The organism is Nocardia uniformis NBRC 13702 (assembly GCF_001613345.1).
GTDB classification, from domain to species: Bacteria; Actinomycetota; Actinomycetes; order Mycobacteriales; family Mycobacteriaceae; genus Nocardia; species Nocardia uniformis.
In genome coordinates, this window is record NZ_BDCE01000127.1 from 1 (window position 1) to 13,736 (window position 13,736).

16 protein-coding genes and 1 pseudogene are annotated in these 13,736 nt (G+C 66.0%); 8 read left to right on the plus strand and 9 right to left on the minus strand.

Annotated elements, in window-relative coordinates:
• Positions 1–834 precede the first annotated feature (834 nt).
• Positions 835–1,092: a hypothetical protein gene (locus NU1_RS39375; protein ID WP_157553625.1), complete on the plus strand. Its 258-nt coding sequence runs from the start codon at positions 835–837 to the stop codon at positions 1,090–1,092.
• A complete protein-coding gene (locus NU1_RS39380) occupies positions 1,089–1,496 on the plus strand; it encodes a hypothetical protein (protein WP_067529556.1) in 408 nt (135 codons plus the stop codon). Before NU1_RS39375 ends, NU1_RS39380 begins: the two co-directional genes overlap by 4 nt.
• Before the next feature lie 102 nt (positions 1,497–1,598).
• On the opposite strand, the gene hemC is transcribed toward NU1_RS39380, so the two are convergent.
• Genes hemC through NU1_RS39400 form a run of 4 tightly spaced genes read right to left on the minus strand, consistent with a single transcriptional unit; the run spans position 1,599 to position 4,615 of the window.
• Positions 1,599–2,525, minus strand: a complete 927-nt coding sequence (hemC, locus tag NU1_RS39385; RefSeq protein ID WP_067529579.1) for a hydroxymethylbilane synthase — start codon at positions 2,523–2,525, stop codon at positions 1,599–1,601.
• Positions 2,526–2,535: 10 nt separating this feature from the next.
• Positions 2,536–3,120 carry an O-methyltransferase gene (locus NU1_RS39390; RefSeq protein ID WP_157553627.1) on the minus strand — a complete coding sequence of 195 codons (585 nt, stop codon included), beginning with the start codon at positions 3,118–3,120 and terminating at the stop codon, positions 2,536–2,538.
• The gene (locus tag NU1_RS39395) at positions 3,120–4,130 is read right to left on the minus strand and encodes a porphobilinogen synthase (protein WP_067529557.1); all 1,011 of its coding nucleotides are present in this window, start codon (positions 4,128–4,130) and stop codon (positions 3,120–3,122) included. The genes NU1_RS39390 and NU1_RS39395 overlap by 1 nt, the downstream gene beginning before the upstream one ends.
• Entirely contained in the window at positions 4,127–4,615 is a 489-nt protein-coding gene (locus tag NU1_RS39400; protein WP_084522229.1) for a DUF4254 domain-containing protein, read from the minus strand. The genes NU1_RS39395 and NU1_RS39400 overlap by 4 nt, the downstream gene beginning before the upstream one ends.
• A gap of 168 nt (positions 4,616–4,783) precedes the next feature.
• On the opposite strand from NU1_RS39400, the gene NU1_RS39405 reads away from it, so the two are divergent.
• The 4 genes from NU1_RS39405 (at position 4,784) to NU1_RS39420 (ending at position 8,167) form a co-directional block, all read left to right on the plus strand.
• Entirely contained in the window at positions 4,784–6,007 is a 1,224-nt protein-coding gene (locus tag NU1_RS39405) for a helix-turn-helix domain-containing protein (RefSeq protein WP_169815213.1), read from the plus strand.
• Positions 6,004–6,882: a phosphotransferase family protein gene (locus tag NU1_RS39410; protein WP_067529563.1), complete on the plus strand. Its 879-nt coding sequence runs from the start codon at positions 6,004–6,006 to the stop codon at positions 6,880–6,882. Before NU1_RS39405 ends, NU1_RS39410 begins: the two co-directional genes overlap by 4 nt.
• A gap of 254 nt (positions 6,883–7,136) precedes the next feature.
• Complete coding sequence (locus NU1_RS39415; protein ID WP_169815214.1) at positions 7,137–7,307, plus strand: hypothetical protein; 171 nt, start codon at positions 7,137–7,139, stop codon at positions 7,305–7,307.
• A gap of 23 nt (positions 7,308–7,330) precedes the next feature.
• Positions 7,331–8,167 (plus strand): DUF1932 domain-containing protein, encoded by an 837-nt coding sequence (locus NU1_RS39420; RefSeq protein WP_169815215.1) that lies wholly within the window; start codon positions 7,331–7,333, stop codon positions 8,165–8,167.
• A 212-nt stretch (positions 8,168–8,379) separates the two neighbouring features.
• Here NU1_RS39420 and NU1_RS39425 read toward each other — a convergent pair whose 3' ends face one another.
• The 4 genes from NU1_RS39425 to NU1_RS39440 all read right to left on the minus strand — a co-directional run bounded on the left by NU1_RS39425 (position 8,380) and on the right by NU1_RS39440 (position 11,272).
• Positions 8,380–8,718 carry a hypothetical protein gene (locus NU1_RS39425; RefSeq protein WP_067529569.1) on the minus strand — a complete coding sequence of 113 codons (339 nt, stop codon included), beginning with the start codon at positions 8,716–8,718 and terminating at the stop codon, positions 8,380–8,382.
• Positions 8,708–9,013 (minus strand): hypothetical protein, encoded by a 306-nt coding sequence (locus NU1_RS39430; RefSeq protein ID WP_067529571.1) that lies wholly within the window; start codon positions 9,011–9,013, stop codon positions 8,708–8,710. The genes NU1_RS39425 and NU1_RS39430 overlap by 11 nt, the downstream gene beginning before the upstream one ends.
• 464 nt (positions 9,014–9,477) lie before the next feature.
• Complete coding sequence (locus tag NU1_RS39435; protein WP_067529573.1) at positions 9,478–10,455, minus strand: hypothetical protein; 978 nt, start codon at positions 10,453–10,455, stop codon at positions 9,478–9,480.
• A gap of 163 nt (positions 10,456–10,618) precedes the next feature.
• On the minus strand, positions 10,619–11,272 hold the full coding sequence (locus NU1_RS39440) for a hypothetical protein (RefSeq protein WP_157553629.1): 654 nt from the start codon (positions 11,270–11,272) through the stop codon (positions 10,619–10,621).
• A 221-nt stretch (positions 11,273–11,493) separates the two neighbouring features.
• On the opposite strand from NU1_RS39440, the pseudogene NU1_RS44445 reads away from it, so the two are divergent.
• Positions 11,494–11,862: pseudogene (locus NU1_RS44445) on the plus strand (DUF1173 family protein); the annotation flags it as partial.
• 100 nt (positions 11,863–11,962) lie between these two features.
• The gene (locus NU1_RS43955) at positions 11,963–12,775 is read left to right on the plus strand and encodes a DUF1173 family protein (protein WP_084522232.1); all 813 of its coding nucleotides are present in this window, start codon (positions 11,963–11,965) and stop codon (positions 12,773–12,775) included.
• On the opposite strand, the gene NU1_RS39450 is transcribed toward NU1_RS43955, so the two are convergent.
• Entirely contained in the window at positions 12,730–13,497 is a 768-nt protein-coding gene (locus tag NU1_RS39450) for a MerR family transcriptional regulator (RefSeq protein ID WP_067529583.1), read from the minus strand. The genes NU1_RS43955 and NU1_RS39450 overlap by 46 nt on opposite strands.
• Positions 13,498–13,736: the final 239 nt, after the last annotated feature.

The following is a 13,736-nucleotide window of genomic DNA, read 5'->3' on the forward strand; positions in this document are numbered from 1 at the left end:
GGCTCATGTGCCTACCTCGATGTCAGACGTCTGAGCAGGTGCGATGGCTTCCTATGGATCATCGGGCTGAGTGAACGGTCATTACTCGACTGTTGTCGAGTTGCTTCCGATACCGCCGGTCCGCCCACAACTTCGATTTCACCGCAGCTCACCGCGACGATGCCGACTTCAGCGGGGCGAGGTCCTTCCGCGCCGACGGGCTCGGCAAGGGATGTCCTCCAGCACGGCGTTGTTTCACTGCATGGTTTCAGGCACCTAGGGCCTGAATAACTTAGATCGCAATAATCATTTCCGCTAATATGTTATTGCGTCAGATTTAAATGTAGTCGCAGGTCAGGCCGCAAGATTGCCTGTTGACAATTCGAGCACGACGGAGGACCATGAGAATGGCACGAGGGGAATTCTCGAGCCATTCTAGCACTATTTCAATCTTTGGAAAGGTGATTAGCTTGTAATAAAAACAGAAAGTCGGAAAAATTATGAATGCTATTGATTAGACGTCAGATATGCCAGGTGAGTCGCCCTCCTCGCGGCCTCCAAAACTTTGGAACGAGTGGGTGCTCCCGATCCTGCCCGTTCTAGCGGAGGATCATGCGACCTTCGTCGTCGGCGTGTGGCTGACGCTGAAGGTCTCGTACTTCCTGTTCGGTGGTAGGGGCTGGAACTCGGTACGTAGCCGGCTACGGCGAGCCGTAGCCGCCGTATTCGATCCTGGTGCATAACGCCCGCGGCGAATGTTGGTAGCGCACAATGCGCGGTGAGGTGGAGTCGGTCGGTGGTGTGACCGGGCGTCGTGGGTTCCGCTGGTGGTTGCTCACAGATACGCTGGTGGCTATGACGGACAGACGCGAAGTGCGGGTGTCGCTGCCGGAGGAAGTCGCCGGTCAGCTCGACCGAGTCGGCGACCGCGACGCCTATGTGACCGATGCGCTCGCGCAGCGTATCGCCGCTGACCGTGAGCAGGCGCTCGCCAATATTCAGCGTCTGGCGGGCGGGTCTGTGGATCCGGCGTTGGTGAATCGGGCGTTGAAGGTGCTGGGTCGCGATCCGCTGCCGGAGGGTGACTCCGGGGCACCGCACGCGGCCGCATGACCGAAAGCTGGCGTGGCGGTGTGGTTTTCGACCGCGCCGCCATTATCGACTGGGCATTTCAGAAACCGTATTCTCTCGCTGTCGGCTTCGCGGTAGTCAAAGTGGGTGACACCCTCGTGGTCCCCGCGACCGCTCTGGCGGAGGCGCGTGCACACGTCCCGCCGGACCGTCTCGACGTACTCGAGGTACTGCTAGATCTGCCGAACACGATGATCGTCGCGCTGGATCGAGCATCACATGTCCCGGTCGCGGGCGTGCTGGCCGGGTCGCCGGGGACGGTAGATGCCTTGTCATCCGCGCATGTCGTCGCGGAGTCTGTCGGGCGTGAGTTTCCCTGTCTGACCGACCGCGGTCCCCAGTTGCAAGGGCTCGATCCGCGAATCATCGTCGACGAACTGCCCTGAACGCACGGTCGAACTCGCCCGCAGTCGCATCCTGTCCGTGCTCCTGCACGACGAGAGACCCCCACTTCATCGGTGGGGTCTCTCGTCGTTTCTAAGCGGTATTCAGTGCGGAATCGTGTCGATGAGACGGCGTGCGCCCTGGCGGAGCAGGTCGGCCCCGACGAAGAATCCGAGTGCTTGGGGTTCGTCGGGGACTCCCCAGTGGTGGGCGTCGAGCCATTGGGTGCCGTCGAGGTTGAACACCTTGCCGCGTAGCTCGAGTCGTCCGGCACCGTCGAGGGCGGCGTAGCCCGCGATCGGTGAGTTGCAGTGGCCCTGTAGGGCGTGGAGCATGGCGCGCTCGGCGTCGGCCTGGCGGCGGGTGTCGAGGTCGTCGAGGCGCGCGGTGAGGTCGGCGACCTCGGCGTCCTCGGCGCGGCAGGCAACGGTGAGGATGCCCGCCCCGATCGGTGGGCACATGGTGTCCAGGTCGAGGGTTTCGGTGATGCGGTGGGCCTGGTCGACGCGATGTAGTCCGCTGACGGCGGCGATCAGCACATCGACATGGCCTTCGTCGAGTCGAGCCAGCCGAGAGTTCACGTTGCCGCGCAGCGGTGTCACCGTCAGGTGGGGGTAGTGCAGGCGCAGCTGGGCACGGCGCCGTACCGAGCTGGTCCCGACGACGGTGCCCGTGGGCAGGTCTGCCAGGTGAGCGCCGGTACGGGTGATGATGGCATCGTGCAGGTCCTCGCGCGGCAGGTAGGCCGCGAAGGTGAGGCCGGCGGGGATCGGGATATCGCCGGGGATGTCTTTGAGGCAGTGCACGGCGATATCGGCTTCGTCGGCGAGTAGGGCGCGGTCGAGTTCTTTGGTGAACGCGCCCTTCCCGCCGAGTTTGGACAGGTCGCCCATCCACCGGTCCCCGGCGGTGGTGAGTTTCACTAGTTCGGTTGCCGCACCGAGGTTTTCCAGTGATGCGGCGACTTGTTCGGCTTGGTGGAGGGCCATGGGGGAGGAGCGGGTGGCGATCCGGAGGATGCGCGAAGGCATGGCGGGCACTCTACTCGGGGCCGCGCACGCCGAGCAGAACCCCACTGTCCCAATGCATCGTCGCGGTGAGCAGTGCTTTCTCCTGCTGGATTTCGGTCAGGAACGCCTCGACGCGGGGCTGGTGATCGGGTGGCCAGGTGGGTTGGGGCAGTAGGTCGTCGACGAAGTAGAGCGCGCCGGGGGCGAGCACGCTGAACAGGGCTGGGCGTCCGGTGAATTTCCCTGGGCGGCAGTCGACGAACGCGAAGTCGAAGGGTGGCCCGTCGTAGTGGCGCAGCCATTCGGCGGCGTCGTCGACGACGAGGGCGACGCGGGGGTCGTGCATGAGTACGCCGCGGGCGATCGGTACGACGTCGGAATTGGCTTCCACGGTGGTCAGGGTGGCGAAGGGATCCATCCCGGCCAGTATCCAGGCGGCACCGACGCCGGTGCCGGTGCCGAGCTCGAGCAGGCGTCCGCCGGGTTTACTCGCGGCCAGCGCGCGCAGTATCGTGCCGACCTGATCGGTGCACGACATCGGGAAGTCCGCGGCCTGTGCCGCGCGGTGCGCGCGCACTACCAACGGCGGGCGGCATGGAGAGTGGTCGATGCGCATCAGCGTGCTCCTGCCAAGGCGGCCGCGATCCGGGTGGCATCGTAGGTAATGACCAGATCCGCGCCAGCCCGCACCAACATTCGTACGTACTCGCACAATTCGGCGTCGCTGGCGTCGGCGAAGAGCTGCTGTTCGCGCGAGACACTGAACGCGGTGATCGGTACCGCGGTCCTGCCGCGCAGTTTCACCAGCACGTCGACCGAGGTCAGTGCGGGCTGGACGAGCAAGGCGTCCGCGCCTTCGGCCAGCCATCGGGCGGCTTGATGCAGTGCCTGGCCTTGGTGCTCGGGGTCGATCTGGAATCCGCGCCGATCTCCCCGGCCGGGGTCGGTGTCCATCGCGTTCTTGTAGGGGCCGAACAGGTGTGAGTGGAAAATCACCGACGGGGTCAGCCCGACATCGAGGTAGCCGTTTTGGTCGAGCAGGGTGCGGATCGCGGTCACGGAGCCGTCGATCATGGCGGCGGGCCCGATGATGTCGGCGCCGGCGTCGGCGTGTAGCACCGCCATCGCGGCCATGAGCGCGCAGGTGCGTTCGTGGTCGGCGCGGTCGTCAGGGGTGAGGATCGCGCACTCGCCGGTGGAGGTCCACGCGCACCCGCATACCTCCGTCGAGATCACCATGTCCTCTACGGCTTCACGCACTGTTTGGATGGCGGCGACCATGAGATTGCTGGGCCGCAACGCTTCTTTCGCGGAGTCGGTCTTGTTCTCGACGTAGACGAACAGCTTGCAGGCCTGCACGCCCAGCATTCGCAGGTCTCGTACGTACTCGCCGAGACGAGACAACGCGACCGCGGTGGGGATGTGGGCGTAGTCGGTGGTTGGGCGGGCGTCGGGTTGCACGAGGATCGGTGCGACCAGGCGGGCGGGGGTGAGGGCTTCGTGGTGCAGCAGCGCGCGGACGCGGGCACGGGCACGGCTGGGGTTGACGCCGATGACGTCTTGGCGGGTGCGGGCAAGCTCGCGGGTGTCGGTGGCGGTGGAATTCATGGCGGGGTTCTCCTTCATTGGGGGTGGATATCGGTGCGGGGAAGACGTTTTCGACCGGCGCAGATCTCGGCCGCGAGGTCGGGATAGGCGATTTCGAGTTCGGCCAGCCGCGTCCAGGTGTGGTGAGTGGCCGGATCGGCGCCACCGAGCACTTCGAGCTGATGTAGCGCCAGTGCGGCGGACGCGGCCATGCGGTCGATCACCGCGCCGACGCTCTCGGTGTGCATCGCCGCGTCCGGATCCGGGCGAGGAATGCGCGTGGTGACGAGGTGGTCGATGGTGGCGATGAGCGCGGCCCGCGCGGAGTCGATCGACGAGCCGGGGCCGGTTGGGGGAGTGTGGACCTGGGTCAGCACGTGCGCGGCCGCGCAGAGGACATCGGCGATGTTGTCACCACACATCGCTAAGTGGATCTCGTGCCAAGTGGGCATCGTCCTCGGCGGCCCGCACAGAGTGGCGGGTTGGTAGCGGTGCCCGCCCGGCCCGAGCGAGTTGAGTGTCATCACCCGATGCCTCCTCAAAAGCAGTGCGACACATTAGGTTTCAACCATCTGAAATGCGGTTGGATTCGTGCATCAATGCTGCTCGTGGGCGCGGGCGCTGCGCTAGTGTTGCAGTGCTGCCATCCGTTGCAGCGCTGCTCACAGCCACAACGGGACGGACCGGAAACCATGAGCGGGCCGAGTTTTGGTGATGAGGTTCGCGACCTGCGATCTCAACGTGGCTGGTCTCAACGCCAGCTGGCGAAGAGGATCGGGGCGCGGAACTCCGGTGCGCTGTGTCGAGTGGAGAAAGGCGAGCGCAACCCCACCCCCGAGCTCGCGGACGCGCTGGACGTCGCGCTCGACGCGGGCGGACGGCTGATCGCGCTCGCGGCCGCCACACACGAGTCCGATATCGAGACTGTCGGCCCGGCCGCACAGCGGTCCATGGAGTTCGCCGAGTGGGCGAGTGGGCTGCCGACAGGCAGCCTCGGAGTCGAGAGTGTCATCTACGAGCTGGGGCGCATCGCCATCAGCTACGTCCACGACAAGCCCCAGCCACTGTTCGAGGATCTGCAACGATTGCGGGACCGGCAGTGGCAGCTGCTGCGGGCACGTCCGGCAGCAGGGGTTCGCCGCGAGTTGCTGTTCACCGCGGGTGTGACGGTGGTGTTGCTGGCGCAGGTGACCGGGAACCTGGGCGACCCGCGTGCGGCGATGCAGCAGGCTCTCGCCGCGAAGGCATTGGCGGCCAAGGCGGGCCATCCGGGGCTGCAGTCGTGGGTGTCGGGCACGCAAGCGCTGATCGCCGAATGGGGTGGAAACCCGGTGGCTGCCTACGACTTCGCGTGTCAGGCGTCCGCGCTCGCGCCCGCTGGAGAGCAGCTGACCCGGGTCGCGGCGCTGCAAGCGCGGTGCGCGGCCCGGTTGGGGCGTGCCGACGACGCGCGCGCGGCGATCACCCGAGCCCTTCACGCCGGGGAATGGGTGGGTGGGCCTGATGAGGTCGGGGCATTCGGTGGGGTACTGCGTTTTCCGACCGCGAAATTGGCGTACTACGCGGGCAGCACCTATCGGCTGATCGGCGATGGTGGTCTGGCGGAACGGTATGGGTTGGAGGCAATCACGTCCTACACCGCCGGGCCCGCGCATGAATACAGTTACGGGGACGCGGCCATCGCCCGTACCGACGTAGCCATCGCGCGAGTTCATCGCGGGGAGTTCGAGGGTGCGGGCGACGTCCTCGTGCCGGTGCTCGATTTGCCGGTCGGTCAGCGCATCTCGCCGGTGTGCGTGGGGTTGCGAGCGGTCGAGCGCAGCTTGCAGTCGGTGCAGTCCGGCCGCGCGTCGTCGGCGGCACAGCTCAGCAAGGAGATCGCCCGATTCACCACCACCCCGACGGCGCTGCCGTGACCCACGCCGCAGACGAAAGGATCTTGTCGGCGGCCGCCAGCCGCGTCGGACTCTCGACACGTGATGCACGCTTGCTACGGGCGCACTCCAACAGCGTCTATCTGCTGCCGCACGAACACGCTGTCGCCCGGATCAGCCACCACGAGCACCGGGGCTTGCGCGCCCGCGCCTCGGTGACATTGACGCGCTGGCTCGCTGATCAGCACATTCCGGTGACCGAACCGCTCGTCGACGAAGCGGTCGAGGTCGAGGACGCCACGGTGACCTTCTGGCGGCACTACCCACAGCCGCAGGATTCCCGGCCGTCGTTCGTCGGGTTGGGGGAGGCGCTGCGCGCGTTGCACAGTTTGCCGCGGCCGCCGATCTCGCTGCCGACCTACACGCCGCTGCTGGGTCTCACCACTGAGCTGCAGCGGTCCGATTACCTCGATATCGCCGATCACCGGTGGCTGTCGGATCGAGTGGAGCAGCTACGCAGCGCGTACGCCGAACTCAATTCGGCCCTCGGGGTCGGAATGGTGCACGGGGACGCCTACGTCGGGAACACCCTGCGGGGCCCGGGTGGCACTGTGCTGCTCGGAGATTGGGACGAGGCGGCTATAGCGCCGCGGGAGCTCGATCTCGCCAACACCTTTCAAGGGGCCAGGTTCGGCAACAGCCGCGCCGACCTGGACGAGTTCGTGCGCGGGTACGGGTGGGATGTGCGCGAATGGGACGGCTTCGCGGTCCTGCGGGAAATGCGCGATCTACACACCCTCAGCGGCTACATCCGCCGATCTCGCCGTGGCGACCAGCGCGCGGAGCGCGAACTATGCCATCGCCTCGATAGCCTCCGGCGGGGCGATCCCGGCGCGACCTGGCACGCGGTGACTTGACCGCGCTACACCAACGCGATGGCGTGGCCGGGGGCTCAACCTACGTGGAAGCGCCCGCGCGGCGGGAGCCGTACTGGTCCGATGCCGGCTGAGTGTTCGCAATTGCCGCGGCTCGCGGCTCGAACAGATCACCGCATCGACCGAACCGAAAGTCGCCTCTACACGGCGGTGCCGGTTGCACACCAGCGTGTCGGTGAAATACTGCTCGCGCGCTTGGATCTGGCCTCAGCGCGGCTGGGGAGGAGTTGGACGAGGTGTTCGAACAGGGCAGAAAACGCCGGACCGAAGCAGCCCGACGACTCCGGCAAATCAGTGCCGCACTGGAGCGAACCCACCTGCAAACCTCGGCGCTGGCCATCTCCCTGCGCGAACGCATCATCACCTCCCCACTGCTCACCGCGCACCCACCGCGAGCTCTGCGATGATCGGCCTACTACATCCCGGCCGCATGGGGTCCGCGGTCGCTGCCCGACTGGTCGCCGCTGGATACGACGTCACCTGGTGCCCGGCCGGTCGCAGCACCGACACTCGCGACCGCGCCGACCGCGCCGGACTACGCCCCGTCACCGACCTGTCGGCACTGCTGGCCCGCGCTGACACCGTTATCTCGATCTGTCCGGCCGCGGTCGCCGAGGACGTCGCGCACACCGTCTCAGAGCACGGGTACTCCGGCGTCTACATCGACGCGAACGCCACCAAGCCCGCAACCATGGCTGCCATTGAGCAGCGGGTGAGCGACGGGGGAGCGTCAGCGGTTGTCGACGCGGTGATCTCTGGCTCCCCACCGACCGACTCCACCTCACCGCGCATCTACCTCGCGGGACCATCGACGCCGACAGCGTCGGCGCAGGAGTTGTTGTCGGACAGCGGACTTGATGCCCGCGTGCTGGGCGAGCGGGTGGGTGCGGCGAGTGCATTGAAGATGGCGACCGCGTCCTATCTGCGGTCCGCGCGGCTGCTCGCGGCGATCGCTCACGGCCTGGCCGACGCACACGACGTCACCGATGCCCTCGTCGCGGAAGCAGAGATGCTCGGCGCGGATCTACTCGCGGACCGATCCGCACTGCCAGGGGTAGCCGCGCGCGGTTGGCGATGGACCGACGAGCTGCGCGATATCGCTGACACCTTGGCGGAGGCAGGGCTGCCCTCGGTCCTCGCCGCTGACAGTTCTGTGCTGTACGAGCGGTTCCGGTCCGCGAAGGACCAATCGACAATCGGCATCGACGAGGTCCTGAAACTGATTGCCACCTCGCCGGATCCAGGTAGGCCACCGACCTCGGCCTGATCACGCCGCGTACCCCACGCCGCATACGACGGCCGACCGGTGGGGGGGCCGCCCGGCTAGGACCACCCTGGCTCTGGTCTACAGGTGTCCGGCTGACCGTCGGCGCACACGCCGCCGTATGCGCGCAGACAAAACCTCGTGAGTCGACCGCATACGAGCGCGTCGACCGCTTATCGCGCGCGGGCCAGCGCACCGTCGACAAATTATGCGGTTCAGGACGCCTTGCGGTGGTCGTCGTTCTCGTGGTGGGCGATCACCGCGAGGAGTTCGCGCACCCATGCCGGGCGCTGCTCGCTGGTTCCGGCGGTGGCGATATCGCGTTCGATCAGCGAGCGGATGTATTCCGACTGCGACATACCGAGATTTGCCGCACGGCTCTTGCACGCCTTGTCGAGATCGAGGGGCATTTTTACCGACCGGGGGATGAGGACCGCTCCGGTGTCCGAGCCGGTCTCGATCGGCGGTTCGACCGGCTCATCGGTGAACACGAGGCGCTGGGTCATCGCCGCGACCTCGTCAGGGCTCATGGTCTCGAACGGATCAGTCGTCATCACGGATCGCCTCCCACTTCTCGAATTCCGCGATCTGGTCGGGCTCCAGGTACGCGGCGTTGTACACCTCGAGGTCACGATCCACACGGCGGGCGTAGACCGCCAGTGGTGTGGCATCGTCGGCGCGGCCCCAAATGACCAGGGACACCAGGGAGGTCGCCGGGTCGACGGCTGACCGTAGCCAGACCGGCCGTTTTCCTTTCATCCACGCATCGACCAAGTCGAATACGTCGTCCGGATCGACCCCTGTTCGCACCAGCATCTGCGCGAGCGCCCAGTACCATTCGATCGCCACACCAGCAAGACTACCGCAGAGACTACCGCCGGTCACGCTGTGAATCAGCTATGGGCCGCACAGTCGGATAGCGCGCACTCGCCTGCGTCGCCCCTCAGGTTTGCTGAGCTGACATGACATCGGCGTGATGGCCTTCATATGTGCGGTGGCCGCCCCCCGGGGGTGACTGCAGAGCACCATGCCCAACCCACGAGCGTTCGCCCCCGGCCCGAGGGGATGCCCATGCGGACACTCGCCGGGACTGACTTCGACCACCTGCCCGCGGCTTCGGGCCGCTTGCGGACCTGGTGCGACCTGGCAGTCACTGCTCACCCGCCGTGCCGGGAACGTCAAGCTTGCGGTAGTCGTCGTGGTCGCCGCAGATCTCTGGGCCAAGGGGTATCGCGGGGCCCAGATAGAGCTGGCGCAGCGCTTGGTTCCAACCCGCTGCTGTCTTGCCCCACCGCGCCGTGGCTGTGTGGACACTACCGAGCCAAATGAGGCTTCACACTGCTTGGAACCGACTTCGGCTTGAACCAAACGCGCGACCAAGGCGCCAGCATCAGAGCGCCCGCGACGGCGGCCGGACCGGCGAGGAACGCCACCTCGAACGCGAAGTCATACAGCGATTTGGGTATCGACTGGTATATGCGCCATGTGTCCCATTTCCCTATGGTGTACACCAGTGCGTGGATGAGCGCCAACGGCAGTGCGGCGAGGATGAGTACGCGCCCGATGCGATGACGCCGCCACAACCCCAGGACGCCGCCGCTGAGCAGCACTATCTGCGCGGCGCGCAGGATGTTCTGCATCAAGTTGATGCCGTGCCCGGGGGCGGGCTCGTCGAGTCCGTCGAGGAGCTGCAGCGCCGCCCAGCCGATTCCGGCCACCGCCGCCAGACCGGAGAAGACCGCGCCCGCAAGGGGGTCTCGCTGCTGCGGCGAAACATGGTGCGGGGCAAGCTGCGACGGCATGCCGGCGGGTACGAACCATCGGCGTAGCAGCGGTCTCGTGACCAGAAGTACCGTGATGGCCGGGTACACACAGGCAAATCCGGCTTCGAGGACAGCTTCCAGGACGGGTTTGGAGATTGTCGGGCTGTAGTACATCCAGTTGAAGAGCCTGTCGGAGCAGGCGCTCAGGCAGGCGATCACGCACCCGGCGATGATCAGCACGCGGGCACCGATCCGGTGCTGGTACAACGCCCACACGCCCCAGGCCAGCAAGATGATCTGCACGCTCGACAGCGGGATATCGACTAGGGCCCCGACCACCCGCCAATCGCGACTGTCGGTCGAGCGGCGCCCAGTATCGGAGACGAGAAGGTCGTAGCTGTTCACCCACGACTGCACCGCAGTCAACGCACCGAGTAGCGCGGCCACACCGACGGCCACGGCAAGCGGTTTCGGGTCCTGCGGTGGCGGATACGGCTGATAGGCATGCTGATTCAGCGGTTGGTTCATGGTCCCCCCAATTGACGTATGAATGATCGATTCAGCAAGGAGAGAGACCCTTCACGCCTCCTCGGGCGTGAAGGGTCTCTCTTCCTGGGTCGTGCGACTGACCTCGTAGCCTGGTCAGCGGTCCGAAGGCCGCCTGGATTCGGACCAGTTCAGCGGTCTGGATTCACCGAAGGTTGGCGAGGATATCGTTCGCGACGGCTTCCGCGGCTGTCGCTGAGGTTTGGACGTCGGTGAAGCCGCTGAATTTGACGACCACAACGGCGTTGCCGGACTGCGCGACGATATGAGCGGCCGCTCCGGCGGTGTTGATACTGGATGGCCCGGACAGGATGTAGGCCTGGTCGCCGATCGAGATCGCGCTCGATGTCTGCACTGTATTGAAAGTCGGGAAGCTCTCCAGCACTGCCTGCTTCTCGTCGGCGAAGATCGTCGGCGCGGCCGATGAGAGAGTGACATTGACTCGGATGGAGGTCGGGTCCTTGAACGCACCCGACACGATCCAGCTGGGCTCGATGACCCGCTCGGATCCATCCTGCGACGCCGTCGACCCGCTCGCGCCGTCGCAGGTCGCGCCCGCCGCGTAGGTGTCGATCACCTGCGGCGAGATGACCGCACAGGGCTCCGGGAGAGCGCTATAGGTTTTGGTGGGCGCGGCCGCTTGTTGTGTGGCGGAGGTTGTGGTGCTCGAACAGCCAGTGAGTGCGGCGACCACTCCTCCGACGACCACAACGGCCGCCGCCGTCCGAAACGCTCTCGACCCTGCCGCCGCGGTCGACTGCAATTGTGCCGCTTGCGTTCTCGCCAGCGATACGCCCATCAGGAGTCCCCCATGTCATGTGTCGATCTTGAACTTTCGAGGGTGACGCTAGCAGGGGTTTCGCGCGGGCGACCCGCTCAGCGATGATCTGATGTAGCGCGACCGCGCGGCTTCGATCAACCTCGATGAGGGCATCGAGAAAGACCAACCCCGAATTTGTCGAGATGGGCCAGGGCGCGGGCCTCGGCGGCTTGGATGTGCGCCTCTGTTGCGGGTTGTCGATGGTTCCAATCACACAACAAGGGATTGAGCCCCGCCCCAAACCCACGGCGACGAAGGCCGCGCGGAGGAAGCAGGTGGCCAGCAAGGACAAGCCGCGACGGTTTCAATGGCTGCGCAAGCTCATCGGCCGTAAAACGGCGGCTGAGCAGGAAGTCAATCCGGTGGAGACATTGGCGGCGAAGTGGGCAAGTGCCCAGGCCACCGCCGAATACGCGCGCAGTGTCGCCCGCTCCGCCGCGAAAGCCACCGACGGACACAACTTCTGCCTGTGCCAACCGCCACCGCTGCGCCTGGTGATCCGCCGCCGCCGCGAGCGCTACCACCTCGCCCGCTGGGCCGGTACCGACCAACTCCACGCGACGAGGTGCCCTTTCCACGCCGTCATTACGCCCTGTCCGGACGCGGAAACTACGCCGATAGCGCCATCGTCGAAGGCCCAGACGGCACCACCGTCCGCTTCAACACCCCCTGACCAGCGTTACCGCCAGCGGCGCGGTCGCCGACCCTGTCAGCGACTCCCACGGCGCCGACGGCAGTGGACAACGCGCGGTCGGACTGCTCGGCCTGCTGAACTTCCTGTGGGAAGACGCGGGGCTCAACACTTGGACTCCCGCACGGCCACACCGGAATTGGAGCGCGGTCGTCGCGGCCGTGAATCGCCAGGCCGCCGATGTCACCCTCAGCCGCCGCCGACTGTCCGACGTCCTGCTCACGGTCCCGGCGTTCCGCACCGGCATGGGCGAGAACATCATCGGCGCGTTCGACGCCTTCCTCGACGCCCTGCGCGGCCCCACCGACCAAACTCGGCGCGGGCTGATCCTGGCTGAGGTGAAGCAGGCCGAACCCACCACCTACGGCTATGCCTACACCCTCGCGCACCTGCCTCGCGCTCGTCGGGTCTACCTCGACAAACGCTTGCACGCGAAGGCGCTCAGCTCCTTTGAGGTGGCGTTCACGCGTGCGGCCACCGACGCTGGCGGGCGGCGGATCGCGTTGATGCTCATCGAGCGCACCCCGAGGAGCTATGCGGCGGTGGTCGATATCGCGGTCATGCTGACCGGCCGCACCTACTTCCCGCCGACTCCTCCCATTTCTCTGCACCATGCAAGCCGACACGCCAAAGCGCGTGACCGAGCGGCGGAGAACAGGCTCGGTGGCGAGATGTCGCTTGCCAGCGTCCCAGTCGGGGGAGACCATCTACCCACAGCCCGCCTCTGCGACGGCTGCCGCCTACCTCAGGTGAGCCGGGTGTCGGCGAAGACCATCATCGCGTCGCGGTAGTACGTCGCGAGCCCCGCGGCGATACGGTCGAAATTCTCGGCGTGAGCCGGATCGTCATATGTACGAGCCAGCGCCTTGAACGCACGGACGTCCGGCTCCCAGCTTGCGCGCATGAGTTGGTACGCCGTCTCGATCTCCGCCTGAACTGAAGGGGCGCTTACCGCTGTTTTGGATGCCATGAACTCGGCCATCCGAATCATCGCCGCGGTCGTTTCTCGCTGCATCCGCTCGATCTCTTCGGCACTGAGCGACTCGATGAACTGTTGCGACCGCTGCTGAACCTGCTCCTGATCGGGCCAATCGTCGCTTCGTACCGCCTCGTATCGGTTCGGGTCGAAACCTTCGAAAAGGTTTTCCGGCCTGTTGATTTCGGTCACAGCCCCTGATTCCTCCTGGCTCTGGAGTTCCTCGATAGTGTGGGCGAGCGTGCGTGCTACCAGAGCGAGACGATCACGCTTGCGGGTCACCCGCGCGTGGTGATCGCGCAGCGCCTGCAGATGGTCGGTCTGCCCGTCGAGAATCGCCGCGATGGCATCGAGCGGCATGTCCAACTCCCGCAACACGAGAATCTGCTGCAACCGCAGCAGTTGCTCCTGCTCGTAGACGCGGTAACCGTTGCTACGAATACCGGCGGGCGAGAGCAGTCCAATCTCGTCGTAATACCGCAGCGTTCGCGGCGTCACGCCAGACATGCGGGCAATCTCGGCGACGGACCAGGCCACACCCATCCTCCTGCTCGGAACTCCGCCGGTCCATCCGGCACCTCGACGCTAAACATGCACGCAACGTGAACCTCAAGGCCCGCCGGCCCCCGAACGGCACGACAGGGTGGGAGCCGAACACACTGACTATGCCGCAACCCGCGCGGTTCGAACCGGCCACGCGGTGCGTCCGGGAGGTCAACGGGCTGAGATCATTTCGGTTCGACGACCGCACCGAACTTTAGCTGCTCAGCGGTTCG